Annotated in this window: 14 protein-coding genes; 10 read left to right on the top strand and 4 right to left on the bottom strand. The window is 55.9% G+C overall.

Annotated features, from left to right (window positions below):
* Positions 1 to 307 precede the first annotated feature (307 nt).
* The 4 genes from AAZQ98_RS03955 to dnaA all read right to left on the bottom strand — a co-directional run bounded on the left by AAZQ98_RS03955 (position 308) and on the right by dnaA (position 5,109).
* Positions 308 to 865, bottom strand: coding sequence for a DUF721 domain-containing protein (locus AAZQ98_RS03955; RefSeq protein ID WP_105658690.1), 558 nt, complete (start codon positions 863 to 865; stop codon positions 308 to 310).
* Positions 858 to 2,021: a DNA replication/repair protein RecF gene (gene recF / locus AAZQ98_RS03950; RefSeq protein ID WP_332726980.1), complete on the bottom strand. Its 1,164-nt coding sequence runs from the start codon at positions 2,019 to 2,021 to the stop codon at positions 858 to 860. The genes AAZQ98_RS03955 and recF overlap by 8 nt, the downstream gene beginning before the upstream one ends.
* A 58-nt stretch (positions 2,022 to 2,079) precedes the next feature.
* Entirely contained in the window at positions 2,080 to 3,207 is a 1,128-nt protein-coding gene (gene dnaN, locus AAZQ98_RS03945) for a DNA polymerase III subunit beta (protein ID WP_105658692.1), read from the bottom strand.
* Positions 3,208 to 3,672: 465 nt separating this feature from the next.
* Complete coding sequence (dnaA, locus tag AAZQ98_RS03940) at positions 3,673 to 5,109, bottom strand: chromosomal replication initiator protein DnaA (protein ID WP_105658693.1); 1,437 nt, start codon at positions 5,107 to 5,109, stop codon at positions 3,673 to 3,675.
* 517 nt (positions 5,110 to 5,626) lie between these two features.
* On the opposite strand from dnaA, the gene rpmH reads away from it, so the two are divergent.
* The 10 genes from rpmH (at position 5,627) to AAZQ98_RS03890 (ending at position 13,787) form a co-directional block, all read left to right on the top strand.
* Positions 5,627 to 5,764 (top strand): 50S ribosomal protein L34, encoded by a 138-nt coding sequence (gene rpmH / locus AAZQ98_RS03935; RefSeq protein WP_075972541.1) that lies wholly within the window; start codon positions 5,627 to 5,629, stop codon positions 5,762 to 5,764.
* A 64-nt stretch (positions 5,765 to 5,828) separates the two neighbouring features.
* Positions 5,829 to 6,182: a ribonuclease P protein component gene (rnpA, locus tag AAZQ98_RS03930; RefSeq protein WP_105658694.1), complete on the top strand. Its 354-nt coding sequence runs from the start codon at positions 5,829 to 5,831 to the stop codon at positions 6,180 to 6,182.
* Entirely contained in the window at positions 6,182 to 6,559 is a 378-nt protein-coding gene (gene yidD, locus AAZQ98_RS03925; protein ID WP_105662201.1) for a membrane protein insertion efficiency factor YidD, read from the top strand. The genes rnpA and yidD overlap by 1 nt, the downstream gene beginning before the upstream one ends.
* The gene (gene yidC / locus AAZQ98_RS03920; RefSeq protein WP_105658696.1) at positions 6,559 to 7,533 is read left to right on the top strand and encodes a membrane protein insertase YidC; all 975 of its coding nucleotides are present in this window, start codon (positions 6,559 to 6,561) and stop codon (positions 7,531 to 7,533) included. The genes yidD and yidC overlap by 1 nt, the downstream gene beginning before the upstream one ends.
* Before the next feature lie 2 nt (positions 7,534 to 7,535).
* The gene (locus AAZQ98_RS03915; protein WP_359189244.1) at positions 7,536 to 8,063 is read left to right on the top strand and encodes a protein jag; all 528 of its coding nucleotides are present in this window, start codon (positions 7,536 to 7,538) and stop codon (positions 8,061 to 8,063) included.
* Positions 8,064 to 8,109: 46 nt separating this feature from the next.
* Positions 8,110 to 8,751, top strand: a complete 642-nt coding sequence (gene rsmG, locus AAZQ98_RS03910) for a 16S rRNA (guanine(527)-N(7))-methyltransferase RsmG (protein WP_105662203.1) — start codon at positions 8,110 to 8,112, stop codon at positions 8,749 to 8,751.
* Between the two features lie 177 nt (positions 8,752 to 8,928).
* On the top strand, positions 8,929 to 9,852 hold the full coding sequence (locus AAZQ98_RS03905) for a ParA family protein (protein WP_105658699.1): 924 nt from the start codon (positions 8,929 to 8,931) through the stop codon (positions 9,850 to 9,852).
* A 198-nt stretch (positions 9,853 to 10,050) separates the two neighbouring features.
* A complete protein-coding gene (locus AAZQ98_RS03900; protein ID WP_434689987.1) occupies positions 10,051 to 11,244 on the top strand; it encodes a ParB/RepB/Spo0J family partition protein in 1,194 nt (397 codons plus the stop codon).
* Positions 11,245 to 12,505: 1,261 nt separating this feature from the next.
* Positions 12,506 to 12,643 carry a hypothetical protein gene (locus tag AAZQ98_RS03895; protein ID WP_434689985.1) on the top strand — a complete coding sequence of 46 codons (138 nt, stop codon included), beginning with the start codon at positions 12,506 to 12,508 and terminating at the stop codon, positions 12,641 to 12,643.
* A gap of 898 nt (positions 12,644 to 13,541) precedes the next feature.
* Positions 13,542 to 13,787, top strand: coding sequence for an ATP-binding protein (locus AAZQ98_RS03890; protein ID WP_434689982.1), 246 nt, complete (start codon positions 13,542 to 13,544; stop codon positions 13,785 to 13,787).
* Positions 13,788 to 15,969 lie beyond the last annotated feature (2,182 nt).

Raw genomic sequence — 15,969 nt, 5'->3', positions numbered from 1 at the left:
CGGTGAAGCATTTTCGGTAGACACGGGTGCTACGAACTCCTCGGATTTGGCGCGCGATTGCCCGCTGCGATGGATTCAGCGCGTCAGGCAATCATGGTCTGGAGGGACACCGCCGCCGGGCAAGCCCGCAGCGGAGTCATTTCACTACCTCTAATTCTACCGCGTAGACCAAAATAAACGGTGACTTTGAGGCCTAAATCGCCCACCAAAAGCTGCTAATTGACGTTCTGAGGCAGTTGGGGCGATCAAGTGTGGGGGGATCCACCCTCCGGGTCCGTGAGTGCGCCATATGCCGTGCCAGCAATTTCTACCCGTATGTGTCGCGTGGACCCCGGCCGGCCACCGAACGCATGCCATGGCGCCAGGAGGGAGCATTAGGACCGAGCACCTTGATCACGGTGACGATCCCGGGACCCAACTCGGCATCGAATTTCTTCAGAATATCGTGGCTGAGCAGGCGCATTTGCGCAGCTCTCGCTGTTGTATCGCAGCGCATCACCACCACCGTGTCTTCAAAGGATTCCGGCTTGCAGTGCTTCGCGTTCTCCACGCCAATGATGTCGGGCCAGCGGCCGAGTACCGATCCGACCGCGACCTGGGTGTTCCAGCCGCGGGACTTGGACAAGCGGGAGACTACTTCGCCGATGGCGCGCGGATCGCGGATCGCGCCCTCGGCTGATTCCGGCTTTTCCGCGGCGAATCCGCGGCGGGCGGCTTTTCGCTTGCGCACTTTGTCCATGCGCGCCGCATCTATGCGCTTCTCGCCACGTTCTTCGGCGAGCTTCCGCATGCGGTTGAGCAGTGCTTTGGCCGCATCGATCTCTGGATCGAAGCGGTGTTCATCCCGTTCTGATGGCTCATGCATCGACAACCTGGCCAGGGGAGACCTGGAAGAAATGTCCCTTCAGCGCTTCTGGGACATCTTCGACAACGGCGGCGGTCACCAGAACCTGCTCGGCTCCGGCAACGATATGCGCCAAACGATCACGACGGGTGGTGTCCAGTTCGGCAAAGACATCATCCAGGATCAGGATGGGTCCGGAACCTGGGCGCGGATCGTCATCGCCGAAAACACGGTAGGCCGCAAGGCGCAGGGCCAGGGCAAATGACCAGGTTTCCCCGTGCGAGGCATAGCCCTTGGCAGGGGTCGGTCCCAGGATCAGGGTCAGATCGTCCCGGTGCGGTCCAAAGAGCGAAATTCCGCGGTCGACTTCCCGACCGCGATTAACTTCAATGGCGTTCAGCAGCAGTTCCTGGATTTCTTCTTGGTCCAAGGACTCAAGATCCTCTGCCGGCAGGCTGTTTTCATCGAGTTCGCCCTCGAGCGAGGACCGGTAGACGGCGCGCGCTTCCTTCGCGCCATCGGCCAAATCCGCGTAGGCGGCCTGCATGTACGGGCGTATCAAGGCCAGGACGTCAAGGCGTCCGCGGATCAATCGAGCACCCGTCAAGGCCAACTGCAGATCCCAGGCCTTGAGGGTGTTTTCCTGCGAGGTGCTCAGCTTGGACTTGCCGCGGATGGATTTGAGCAGCGCATTGCGTTGCTTCACGATGCGGTCGTAGTCATTCTTGGTGCCGGCTTCTACCGGGCGCAGTGCTACCAGGAGCTCGTCCAAGAACTTGCGGCGGTTGGACGGGTCGCCCTTGATCAGTGCCATGTCCTCCGGGGCGAAGAGCACGGTGCGCACCATGCCCAGGATCTCCCGAGCGCGAACCGGGTTGGCGCGGTTGATGCGGGCACGATTGATCTTGCCACTGGTGATTTCGACCTCGATCACCGTGGTTTGCGGGCCGCGATGCACGGTGCCGCGGATCAGCGCGCGCTCAGAACCGAAATGCAGCAAAGGGGCGTCATTGCTCACGCGATGCGAAGAGAGATTGGCCAAATAGCCAACGGACTCAACGATATTGGTTTTGCCGACGCCGTTGGGGCCGATCAGCACGTTGATCCCAGGGGCCAGGTGCACGTCGGCCTGCGCATACGAGCGGAAGCCCGTGAGTGAAAGCTGCGAGATATACACCGAGGTCCTGACAGAAAGAAGGTGGTGGATGGCTTTAGCCATCCACCACGAAATTGGCTTAGTTCGAGTTGGGCAACCGAACCGGCATCACGAGGTAGCGATACTGGTCCTGGTCATCCTCATCCAGCTTCTTCTGGCCGGTCAGCATGGCCGGCTTGGGCGCACTGGTGAAGGAGAAGCGCACGAAATCGGTATTGAAGGAGTTCAGGCCTTCGGACAAGAAGGTCGGGTTGAAGGCAACGACGATGTCTTCGCCGCGAAGAGACGCGACAATAGCTTCTTCAGCCTGCGCGTCTTCGCCGGTGCCGGCATCCAAGGTCAGCTGGCCATCGGTAAAAGCCATGCGAACTGGGGTATTGCGTTCGGCAACCACCGATACACGACGAACAGCTTCCATCAGCTCGCTGGTGCGAACGGTGGCATGGATTGGGGTGTCGCTTGGGAACAGCGAACGGATCTTCGGGTATTCGCCATTGATCAGCAGCGAAGTGGTCCGGCGGTTGGAGCTTTCGAAGCCAACCATTTCGCCGTTCTCGCTCATTGCAAGCTTCAGCTCGCCAGAGCTCGAGAGAGTCTTGGCAACTTCGTTGAGGGTCTTGGCCTTGATCAGGAAGGAGGTCGAGATTTCTGCCTGGTTCGGAGTCCAATTGAGTTCACGCAGAGCCAGACGGTAGCGGTCCGTGGCCAAGAACGTGATCAGGTCATTTTCAATTTCAACCTTGATGCCGGTGAGAACTGGCAAGGTGTCATCCTTGGACGCCGCAACGATAACCTGCGATACAGCTTCGGAGAATGCTTGGCCATCGATAGTGCCGGCGATAGCTGGAAGTTCAGGCAGGGTTGGGTATTCATCAACTGGCATGGTGGCCAGGTGGAATCGTGAACGGCCACAGGTCAGCGAGATCTTCGAGCCTTCGGTCTCCAAGGTGACCGTCGAGTTAGGCAGCGATCGGGTGATCTCAGCCAAGAGCTTGCCGGAAACCAAGATCGAACCCTGCTCAGAAATGTCCGCGGGAATCTCAATATGCGAGGAAATCTCATAGTCGAATCCCTCGAGCCGAACCAGGCCTTCATGGGTGGTGATGAGAATGCCAGCCAAAACAGGTGATGGTGGTCGCTGTGCCAGGGACCGGGCAGTCCAGGATACGGCGTCTGCCAATACATCCTTTTCAACGCTGAACTTCACGAAAAATCCGCCTTTCGGAACCCATAAGTCTTAAGTCAGGCCAAGAAGGTTGTTCCCTCGCCAAGTTCTTAAGCATAGAGCAGGTAATTGCACGTTTTATCCATCTAATCTTGCCACGCCCTGATAGCGCAACGTCTGCTCAATGAACGAAGTGTGGACGATGCAACAAAAAATTGTTCTGCACAGGATTTGGCTCGAGGGTGTGGAATGGACTCGTTATTTGGATGATTAAGGGTTTAAAGGAGAAGTGTTAATAACCCTTGTGGATACTGTGGATAAGGCCTGTAACTCCAGACCCGCCCACGATTGTGCATGTGAACAATCTGTGGTTGAACATGAGACTCAGTTCCACCATCCTGTTGATACTCAGTTTCACGATTTTTAACGTCCACATGGTTTGCGCACTTATCCGCAGGTCGTCACCAAATCATCCACAGTCTTATCCACACCTGTGATTTCTCGCCGCTAGTGCTCCCGCTGGCTCTGCTTAATCCGGTTGGTTAGCTCGGTGACCTGATTAAAGATCGCTCGACGCTCGGCCATGAGCTCACGGATCTTACGATCCGCGTGAATCACGGTGGTGTGGTCGCGGCCGCCAAGTTCTGCACCAATCTTCGGCAGCGACATGTCGGTAAGCTCACGCAGCAAGTACATAGCGATCTGGCGCGCGGTGACCAAAGTACGAGTTCGCGACTTGCTGTTCAGCTCATCAATACTCAGTCCGAAGTACTCTGCGGTCTGCTTGATGATGGTCGACGGCGTGATTTCCTGGGCCCCGTCTTCGCTGATCAAGTCCTTGAGCACGGTTTCGGCCAATGCAAGGTCCACGGGCTGGTTATTCAGCGACGCGAAAGCGGTGACACGGATCAAAGCACCTTCGAGTTCCCGGATATTCGTGGAAATACGCGAAGCAATGTACTCCATGACATCACTTGGAGCTGAAAGATTTTCGGCGTCGGCCTTCTTACGCAAAATCGCAATACGCGTCTCCAGCTCTGGTGGCTGAATATCGGTCAGCAGGCCCCACTCGAAGCGCGAACGCATGCGGTCTTCGAATCCCTGCAGCTGCTTGGGAGGCAGATCAGAGGTGATGACAACCTGCTTGTTGTGGTTGTGCAGCGCATTGAAGGTATGGAAGAACTCTTCCTGGGTAGCGTCCTTGTTGGCCAAGAACTGAATGTCGTCAATGAGCAGAATGTCGACGTTGCGGTAAGTCTGCTTGAAGCTTGCGCCCTCGTCGTCGCGGATCGAGTTGATGAAATCATTGGTGAACTCTTCGGAGTTCACGTAGCGCACGCGGATGCCCTTGTAGAGATGGCGTGCGTAGTGGCCAATGGCATGCAACAAGTGAGTCTTGCCCAGTCCTGAATCACCATAGATGAACAGCGGGTTGTAGGCCTTGGCCGGCGCTTCGGCAACAGCAACGGCTGCGGCGTGGGCAAAGCGGTTCGATGAGCCGATCACGAAGGTGTCGAAAATGTACTTTGGGTTCAGCCGGCCGAACTCCTGCGAATTCGATGGGGGAGTTGGCTGCGGTGCTGGCTGGGGGCGCGGACCAGGAGTCTCAACGACTGCTGGAGCTGACGGTGCAGCGGCCTTGGCTTCAGGCTCATCTTCTTCGAGCTCATCCGAGAGCGAGAGATCAACGCTGACGGCGCAACGGATCTCGTCCTGGAAGACTTCTCGCAGTGCTTCGTCCAGCGGCTCGCGCAGCTGAGTCTGCAGAATATCGCGGGTGAGGTCATTGGGTACCGCAACTAAGAGCGTCGTACCGATTAGTCCCTGAGGTTTAGCCAGCGATACGAAGGCACGGTAACGCGCCTTGACGCGATCATCATCCTCGATCTTCCGGATGACTTGGCGCCAAGAGCTACCAATGCTATTGGTTTCGTCGCTGCTCACTAAGGGCGCCCCGCTTCCGTTTAAATGCAATCTTGGTCACAAGAATCCTGTTTCCAGGCTTCTAAAACGTCGTTTTCTGGACCACGTCTGCATTGATTCTATCCATCATCCACACAGTTATGCACAGCTCCGTGGAAAAACCGGGTGTTATTACTGTGGAAAACGGGTTTTCCCTTGAAATCAAGCGTTTTTCGCTGCGAGATGACTAGCTGTTTTGCGGAAAACTGTGAATTTTCTTTCGTTATGCACAGCCTTAATCCACAAGTTTGGGGTAGATTATTCACAGGCCGACTCTCGAAGCAGGGAGCATGGGCAGAACTCGTGCGCCAATTTGACCTTGCGCGCATAGTTTTCTATTGTTATTCAGTCCTATGCGCATCTTTTTTGCGACTTGCTCATTTTTGGAAGAGCCCGCGAAAAAAGCGCATTTTATAAAAAGCACGAGCGTCATCCTGTTGTTATCCAGCTAGCTAGTAACGGGTAGTACGCATCATCTAAAACGTTTTGGAGTGTCACCGTGAGCAAGCGGACTTTTCAGCCTAACAACCGTCGTCGTTCGAAGAAGCATGGCTTCCGCCTTCGTATGCGTACCCGTGCAGGTCGTGCCATCCTTTCGGCACGTCGCGGCAAGGGTCGCACCGAGCTGTCCGCATAAATTTGCGAAACAGCTCTTGGCAGCATGACTTCAACGAGCTCAGCTAAAGAGCAACCCGAAGCCGATGTTGCCTAAGAATCAGCGACTGCGCCTAGCGCAAGACCTTACAGCCACTGTACGTTCCGGCGTCCGAAGCGGACGCCGGAACGTCGTGCTATATGCACGGCACCGAGAAACCGAAGAGTTCCTTGGTGACAGGTTTGGATTCATTGTTTCCAAGGCTGTAGGTATTGCCGTTAAAAGGAACCTCACCAAACGACGAATGCGGGAAATCGCCCACGAGCTGCGGCGCGTGGACGGCGACGTCGATTTTGTCTTCCGTGCACTTCCTGGCGCCGCCGAACTCTCTTGGGAAGAACTCAACTCCCAGGTCAATTCAGCCTTCTCCGCTGTTTTGCGCAAGATTGAGGCGCGCTGATGCGTAAGGACTTAGCTCCGCGTACCGGTTTGCTGTGGTTCATCATCGATATTCCACGCAACATCGTTATCGGGCTGCTCAAGACTTACCGAAAACTCATCTCGCCACTATATGGCGATGTATGCCGATACTTTCCTAGCTGTTCTGCCTATGGGCTCGAAGCAGTGACTCAGCACGGCGTTGTCAAAGGCGCCGGATTGACCACTTGGCGGATTCTCCGATGCAATCCGTGGTCCCACGGAGGCGTCGACCACGTTCCTGAGGGACCGAGGATTTGGCCAGAAGGCAAACTGCCGAGGATCATAGTTCTGAATCATCCTGTGATTCCCGACGATGAAGACGCCGCGGAAAGCGGCCGCAAGGAGCTCGACCACTGATGAACAACTTCCTAGACACGATACTGACTCCGTTTACGTACGTAGTCTCGTGGGTTCTGTGGGCATTCCACGAACTGTTCACCGCGATTGGAATGAACGGGGATTCGGGTGTTACCTGGACCTTGTCGATCATCTTCCTCGTGCTGCTGATCCGTACTTTGCTGATCCCAGTGTTCGTCAAGCAGATCAAGTCCCAGCGCGCGATGCAGGCACTGCAGCCTGATCTGCGCAAGCTGCAGGCCAAGTACAAGGGCAAGACCGACCAGATGTCGCGCCAAGCTATGGTTCAGGAGCAGCAGGCGCTGTTCAAGAAGCATAAGACCAACCCGCTGTCTTCCTGCTTGCCCCTGCTCGTGCAGATGCCGTTCTTCTTCGCGCTGTTCCGCGTTCTGAACGAAGCCTCCCGCGCCAGCGATGATGGACGTTCGATCGGCGCTCTGTCCGCTGAGCACATCCGCAGCTTCGATAATTCCTCGATCCTGGGCGCTCCGCTGTCCGAGACCTTCTTGGGCACCATCAACTCCGGTGCCATCAACTGGGCAGTGATCATCGTTGCGGTGGTCATGATCCTTGCAATGACCGCATCGCAGTTCTTCACCCAGCGACAGCTGATGACCAAGAACATGAGCAAGGAGGCCCTCGAGGGCCCGTTCATGCAGCAGCAGAAGATGATGCTGTACATCCTGCCCCTGGTCTTCGGTATCGGTGGTATCAACTTCCCAATCGGTGTGCTGATTTACTGGACCGCTTCGAACCTGTGGACCCTGGGCCAGCAGTTCTGGGTTATCCGCAACAACCCGACCCCTGGTTCGGAAGCAGAGCGCGAACTTAACGCTCGCCGCGCCGCCAAGGGCCTGCCTCCAGTAGGCGTGAAGAAGGAAGACGCTGACGCCGCTGCCGCCGCCGCGGCAGAGCAGCAGGCCAAGGGCCAGCGTGAACAGCCACAGCGCAAGAACCGTCGAAAGAAGAAGTAGCCATGACTGCAACTGAGAACATCGACGCACCAGAACTGGAAAACCAGATCGAAGACGACCAGGAAGTTCTGGACGAGGGCGACGTCGCCGCCGACTACCTCGAAGAGCTTCTGGACATTGCAGATCTGGACGGCGATATCGACATCGAGATCCGCGGTGGCCGCACCTACATCTCGATCCTTGCCGAGGACGCAGACACCTCGTTGGAGAGCCTCGTAGGCAAGGATGGAGAAGTCCTCGATGCCCTCCAGGAACTCACCCGGCTGGCAGTGCTCACTGCTACCGGTGAACGTTCGCGCTTGATTCTGGATATTGCCGGCTACCGCGCAGAGCGCGCAGAACTGCTCCGCAAGATCGCTGAAGATGCTATTGCGTCGGTACGCGAAACCGGCGAGAAGACCCACTTGGATCCAATGAGCGCCTACGAGCGCAAGCTCGTGCACGACGTGATCGCCGATGCAGGACTGCACTCGGAATCCGAGGGCGAATCGACCCGACGCCATATCGTTATTTCGGTACTGGACAGCTAAGAACCATCACGCGAGAGCGTGCTGATCGACCTAAGGACCAACGACCATGACTGAGGACCTCAGCCTTACTGCAGAAGAGACCCTGGCTGCCGAGAAGATCTTCGGTGACCGCCTGGATCTTGCCAAGCGCTATGTGGAGCATCTGGCGACCTCGGGCATTGAGCGCGGGCTTCTTGGCCCACGGGAAGTACCCCGTCTGTGGTCCCGTCACGTGCTCAACTGCGCCGTGATCGAAGAGGTCATGGAGAAGGACGCCGAGGTAGCCGACGTAGGCTCCGGTGCTGGCCTTCCAGGGCTCTGCTTGGCAATTGCCCGCGCGGACCTCAAATTGACGCTTATTGAGCCTCTGGAGCGCCGCTGCATCTGGCTCTCCGAGGTTATCGATGATCTGGGTCTGGACAACGTCACCGTGATGCGTGGCCGTGCAGAGCAGATGGTCGACGTCGTCAACGCACGCTATGTCACTGCCCGCGCCGTATCTGCTCTGACCAACCTGGCTGGACTGACTATTCCATTGCTACACGGACAGGGCGAGCTCATCGCCATCAAGGGCCGCTCCGCTGTCGAAGAGATCGCTAAGGCTACCAAGGCGATCCGCAAGCTTGGCGGCAGGGAAACCGAAGTGCTTACTGTGGGCGAAAGCATCCTTGCAGAGCCAACCACGGTGGTTCGCATCAAGGTTGGCTAAGGTTGACGCGATAGTCTGTTAAATAGTTATAGAAGCGAAATGGCTTTCATCCTCATAGGTTTCGAGGATGAAGCCATTTCGCAATCTGCATGACTTGTTTTGAATGTTTCACGTGAAACATTATCGGTGCACGCCATGAGCATTAGGTGCATCAATTCACGAGGAGGAGTTTTACCTTTGTCTAAGACTAAGGATTCATCGGATAGCGCGTTTGATTTCAACGACTCGTCCTCGCCTTTGGCTACTCAGATAGCTAGTGAACATCGTCGTCGCGAAGCTTTGGAGGCCCGCAAGGTGCCAATGCCTGAGAAGACCCGCTATTTCACGATTTCCAACCAGAAGGGTGGCGTAGGCAAGACGACGACCACCGTCAACCTTGCCGCCGCCCTGGCCAAGGGCGGGCTAAACGTCCTGGTCATTGATATCGACCCGCAGGGCAACGCTTCTACCGCGCTGGGCATTGAACACCACGCTGAAGTAGACAGCATTTATGACGTGTTAATCAATGATCTTCCATTGGCTGACGTAGTAGCCACATGCCCAGACTTGCCAACCCTGCAGGTCGCTCCTGCAACCATTCACCTGGCAGGCGCTGAAATCGAGTTGGTTTCATTAGTAGCCCGCGAGCAGCGCCTGCAGCGCGCCCTGGATGACTACGCGCGTACCCGCCAGCGCAAGGGGCTGCCTCGCTTGGACTACGTCTTCATCGACTGCCCACCAAGCCTAGGCCTGTTGACCGTTAACGCCTTCGTTGCCGCTCGTGAAGTTCTCATCCCAATCCAGTGCGAGTACTATGCGCTCGAGGGCCTGAGCCAGCTACTGAAGAACATTGAAATGATCCAGAAGCATTTGAACTCCAAGCTGACGGTTTCTACGATACTGCTGACCATGTACGACGGTCGCACGAATTTGGCCGCGCAGGTCGCCAACGAAGTCCGTGAGCACTTCCCAGAGCAGGTGCTCAAGGCCGTCATCCCTCGTTCGGTACGAATCTCTGAAGCGCCGAGCTACCAGCAGACCGTCATTACTTATGATCCAAATTCGACTGGTGCATTGTCGTACTCCGAAGCAGCCGTAGAGATGGCTGAACGAGGCGCGTAAGACCTTATAAATACGTTTCACGCTGGAAAAGATCATCCCCTTAGATTTTCGTTTGTTTTTCCAGATCTATCTGATGCGGATGCGAGATTCGTACGGTGAGAGCCACGGCTGACGCACTGTGCGCATCCCCGGTTCAAAGCCAAAAAACAGTAGACTAGTCTCGGGCTGAAATTTCGGATGAAAGGGCGTGCGAAGAACATGGCAGATAAGAAGCGGGGATTGGGCAGGGGACTGGGTGCCCTTATTTCCAGCTCACCGGCGACGGCGGCTCCTGAGGAAAACCAGAATGTTTCACGTGAAACGGCTCCTGTAGAATCGGCCGCGGAAGCGTCGAAGTCGCGCGCTACACGTCCTGTCGACATGTTCTTCGAACCGGGACGCAAGTCCTCGGCACCTAAGGTGCCAACCACTCCCGCCAAGCCGGCAAAGCGCGCTCGCGCAACTATGCCTGGCTTGAATACAACTCTTGGGGGAAAGAATACTTCTGCACCTCAGGAAGACGCATCAGCTGAGAAACCAGCACCTAAGAAGACCGAGCCGCAACCTGTAAAATCAGAATCTCCCGATCTTGTCGAAGTTCCTGGCGCACAGTTCGCTGAACTCGACGTCCAGCTGATTCACCCAAATCGCAAGCAGCCGCGTACCAACTTCGATCAGGCGCACATGGATGAACTCATCCATTCGATCCGCGAAATTGGATTGCTTCAACCAATCGTGGTCCGCCCTTCCCGCGAGAAGGATGACGCTCCGTATGAGCTGGTCATGGGTGAACGCCGTTGGCGCGCGACACAGGCGGCTGGCCTAGCGACTATCCCGGCCATTATCCGCGACACGCATGACACGGATCTGTTGCGCGACGCCTTGCTCGAGAACCTGCATCGCTCACAACTGAATCCACTGGAAGAGGCCGCTGCTTATCAGCAGCTTCTAGAAGAGTTCAATTGCACCCAGGAAGTGCTTTCAGAACGAATCGGACGATCCCGCTCGCAGATTTCCAATACGATCCGCTTGATGAAACTACCTCCACTCGTTCAGCGTCGTGTTGCGGCTGGCGTTCTTTCTGCCGGTCATGCGCGCGCGTTGCTAGGACTGTCGAACAACGAAGTCATCGAGCAGCTGGCTCAGCGAATCATCAATGAGGGCTTGTCCGTGCGCGCGACCGAAGAAGCAGTGGCACTGAGTGACGATAAGCCACGAAAGCCAGCAAAGAAGGCGCGAGAGACCCAGCGCAATGAACGCCTGGACTTCCTGGCAACGTCGCTCGCGGACCGCTTGGACACTAACGTCAAGATTCAGCTTGGTAGCCGCAAGGGCAAAGTCAGCATCGAGTTCGCTTCGGTGGATGATCTGAACCGCATCATGCAGGTTATTGATCCGACTATGAACTCGTAATTTCATGGACTGGCGCATGTTTCACGTGAAACATGCGCCTTTCTTGTATCTAGAGCACGTGTTTCACGTGAAACAAATACTCTATACGAGGTTATTGCCAACCAAATATGAGGGCGGCATATGGAGATGAATCGTTGGTGAGTAGGAAACCGTTGCTGTCCATAAACGGATACTTGGGTGTGCCCGCATAGCTTTCGCATCAAATGGATCATGAACCACAGCAAGCATAAAACTGATTGTTGGCATCCGCCGTTGGCTTATCAAAGAGGGAACGTACACGCCGATGGCATGAGCACGAAGTAGCCACGACGCTGTCCAGAAATGTAGAGACTGAGCCGAGGCCTGCACCACGCTACGTAACCATTCTCCGATGCCTACTCCCGAGGATCAGCGAGCCGTTCAAGCTTAGGGTCATCGAAATGGCTCCACTTAGTGAATTCTCCGGAGAACGGGAAGAGGATAGAACTCATGATTCGACCTGCCTGACTGCGGGAACTACTCCAGCGGACACGGATTTGGACAGCCAGTATTCTGCTTGGTACGACATCCGGGACGGGAGATGCCGCATCGGTGCACAGTATTCCGGCTACCTTCCAGCGCGAAGGAGAATAAGAGGTGCGTCAGTAGAGACACTGATGGTTTTCGTGGTCTATACCTGACTGTCCCTACTCCATCTAATGCGCAGTGGCATGTGTCAGCCACGCGTAGATTGCTCAAGGGCTGATGTGCAAGGGGCCAGAATATTGTCCGCAACTGAGTCCAACTACGGAAACGTTGGCCCGAGAAGCCGTATCCGGCGATTCCAAAGGTACCCCTCATCGGTCTTGATTAGTGCAGATATGCAACGGCGCTGAGCAAGGACTGGATACAGCATGCTCTGGAACGGCAAGATCAGATAGTCAGGTATACCGTGATGACGCTCTGAGCAGCAAGGTGGGCGTATAGCGGCGCCATGAGAGCCGGGAGTCGGGTAGGGGAGAGGAACGCTCGCACGCAGGCCGTGGAGAGCCAAGGAAGGCCGCTATGGACTTATGGCAGGACCGACCGGGGCAAGTTCGGAGGGGTGCCAACGCTAACTGGATGCTAACCATTGAACGACTTTTGAATATTCACCCCACCTGATCCATTCAACAGACATTCTGAGGGAAGGATTACTGTGGAACAGTACGCAGAGATCCGTCGACTGCATCGAGCAGAAGGCATGCCAATCAAGGCGAACTAGGGGCGACTTGGCATCGCACGCAACACCGTATGCTCAGCATTGGCAGTCACCGAGTCGGCAAATGACCTGCAGACGAAGCGTGGTTCCATCGCTGACGCTTACGAACCAGAAATCCGCAGGCTGGTCTGCGAGTATCCGCGCATGCCGGCGACGGTCATCGCCGAACGAATCGAATGAACGAACTCCCTCTCCTCGTTGAAGAACCGGGTCTCACTGATATGTCCGGAATACACGAGCGTGGGCTCTGTGGACCGGTTGGTCCACGAACCAGGGCAAGACACGCAGGTGGATCTGTGGTTTCCCAAGCCACGGAAAGTTGTCGGATCCGACCAGGCTCTGATGCTGCCGGAGCTGATGATAAGGCTGTCGCATTTGAGGGTGTTCAAAAGCGCTGAAAATTCCCAGTTGGCAATGCCCGGATCTGAGCGTTGGGATGTGGCGCTTGAACGACGATGATGCCGCGGTCCTCAAGAGCAGAATCTGGGACCGTGAATCTGCGATTCGGAAGCAAAAGGAAAGACACGTAAGCCAGTTCAGTGCTTGCCGAGCCGCCGGCTAGCATGACCATTCTGGCTCCACCGAGAGATCCTGAGTTCAAAGAGCAAACCGCATGCAACCAGTTGCTTGAATCCTCTTTCCTTCAGAATCTCAGCAAACAGCTCGACGGGTGCCTACCGAAAGCCGATATACACGCGTTCAGCTCGATCCAGGTCCGGAGCATCGACCGGTCGCCGTAGGTTCGAGGCACAATGATCATCTCGCCTTCGATGCCATCAGCACCGGGCTCAGCCATCGGGCACGATGGAGAAGGATCTATAGCATGAGTCTGGGCCGCAATAATTAATTGGTGCATCCATCAGACATTGGCCGGCTTGTTGATTTCACGCTGACCATTGATAGAGGGTCTGCGGCATGCCGGTGGTGGCTGATCCTCCGCGGTGCTGGCCAAGCTGAATACGGGACTTTTCGAGAGCCGCCAATATTGCGGTTCTGAGCCACCCACGCGAAACAGCGTTATTATCCATCAGAGCCACCCAGTATTCTGTCCGCGCGCGCCGGTGGTTGCGTCTTGCTGATGGATGAGTGGCTTTTGGATCCTCCAGCCGGCGGGTTGCTGAGATTCATCGTCGAGCTCATAGGGCGGCGGTATGACGCTGCATCCACCATTTTCTGTACGCAGTACAAGCAATCGGATTGGCGTGCCCGGCTGGACGCTGGTGCGTTGGCCGACGCGATCATGGATCATGTCGTGCACGATACGATTTGGGTCGAGACCGGTTGGGTCAACATGTGTGAGGTGTACTCCCGGTCGGAGCATTAGCCACGGGGCGTTGATTCGATGGAATCCTCGTTCAGGACTGCCTGCTGGACTGATGATCCGGCAGGTGGCTCTGAGGGAAGCTATTGGGCTCTCAAACCACCGAATATTCACAAGCACCAGATGATGACCGATCCGGTACATGTGCAGATTACTATGTTGTGCGTTGAGCAAGATTCGACGCACAACCGTTCTTTGGCCACGACCACGACAGCGTGGTCGCTTCACGCCAGGTATCGGCCGGCAATAGAATCCCTTGCCTGGACACCCACGACTTTCATGATGGCTCGTAATGCGTTCTTCGGAAGAAACGATTGAGCAGTTGGCGAAAGCCATGAAAATGCCATCAATCTGTCGGACGTGCAAGTAGCATGTTGATCCAGCACATGGTGAGGGATGGCCTCGTGAAGTCTGCCCGGCTAGGACGGCGATCATCCCTACAACAGTGGTTGTGACCTGTAGCGGACCGCCGTGGGCGGTGAATACTAACTTGCGTATTGCGCTGGGTGTCAAAGCCTGCCAGCAGTGGTATCCAACGCTCTCGATGAACAGCTCTGGCTGCGCGTAAAGGTTGGTGGCGGCGCATCACGGAGGGAAATCGAACCATGAGTTGCTGCGCCTTATGCAGTACAAACTGTTGATCATCGTCAAGGTGGATTACATTCCATTCGGTGCTGCGGCCGTTGATGCAGCTGATCGCTACTAACAGAGTTCGGTGCTAACCAGGTCCAATCCGCCGTTTGTCCGCTGGAGTGAGGTAAATGGTGGCGATGTTGTTGCCTCGGCGAATACTGATTGCTTGGTTCACTCTGAGGAGACGCCGTCTTCGTCTGGCGATCCATATCGGGCGAAGATCCGTCCGGGCTTGCTGACCAATGCCGAGCAGGCGTAGGGAGCATTGGACGGTACGGGGCCGATTCGGTTTGACGATAGGAAGGTGATCTTCAGTTGGCGTTGTGGGCATGACAGGAACTTCTTATGTCTAATGCCCCATGCCGTGCGATGGGGGAGTGGTACTAGCCTATCCCGAAGCCATTACGCGCACCCTGAGTCAGGGCACGCTGATGAGAATCAATGACTCCATTCAGATTCCTGACGCAGGTGTGAGAATAACATTGGTGCGCGCCCTTGCCGAACCCACATCCAGATCTCTAGAAATCCGAGTTCGAGCTGTCATGAAATCGTGTCACCGCCTCTCGAATTTCGTGTATCGGCGACTGCGACTGGTTGGGGCGGAACCGCAACATGGACACTGAAAGCAGCTGCCTTGAAGCAACGTTTCACGTGAAACATAATCCAGACCGCCCTTCGATCCTGCTGGAGTCTACGACGCGAAGCGTGTTTCACGTGAAACATTAACTAGACCGCCCTTTGATCGTCCTGAATTCAACGATGCGATTGGTGTTTCACGTGAAACAACCAGAACGATCTGAAAGCACCTGCAGGTTTGGCGCTGCACAGAATGGAGCAGCCACGCACGACCAGGGCACCCCGCCCCCGAAATGAATAGCTAATGATGCTATGCCCACTACCCGCAGGCTGACAGTCTTTCCTGAGACGATGCATAAGAAGCTTGCTGAATACATGCGTAGGCCTGTACGAGCGCCGGAGAAGGCCTGTCTGGCTGTTGACTACGTGAGAGGACAGTGTTCGGTCTGCGGCGTGCGTCGTGGCTATGAGGAAGTTCGTTTCAATGCCAAAAACCCGGCGAGCACGCACGGCGTGCAGGAAAGTAAGAGCGTCGCGAGATGCCGAGGGATAACTTCACCCTTGGTCACATACGCGCGGAAGGTGAAGCCTGGATACGATCGTCCAACCACTTCAACGCCAGCAGCTGACAGGAGGAAATGACGCCAAGGCCCTAGGGGGAGGAGTCGAGGCAACAGATGGCCAGAAAGCCTTAGGAGTGACTTATGAGGCCACAGAAGCGTGTCCTAGGCGGATGTATGGGTCTTCGGGAGCCCTGCCGGGCATGATCGGTCCGGCAGCGCTCCAGATCCCGCTCATGGGCAAGGTGAGCGAAGGGAAATCCAGAAGGATCACAACCTTCAATCCAAGAGAGTAGGGGGATTAGCGGTGAAATAGGTTCACTAGAGTCTCCGCAAACCCGGCTAACCCGCTCCTGCTTTTGTCCCGGTTCGAAGGAACTAGTCACTAGAAAAAGCCCCAAGGTAACTAGCGCGGG

The sequence above is a fragment of the Glutamicibacter sp. Je.9.36 genome (genome assembly GCF_051129975.1).
Taxonomy (GTDB): Bacteria; Actinomycetota; Actinomycetes; order Actinomycetales; family Micrococcaceae; genus Glutamicibacter.
Note: the sequence above shows the minus strand (reverse complement) of the source record. Positions and strands in the feature narration are given on the sequence as shown.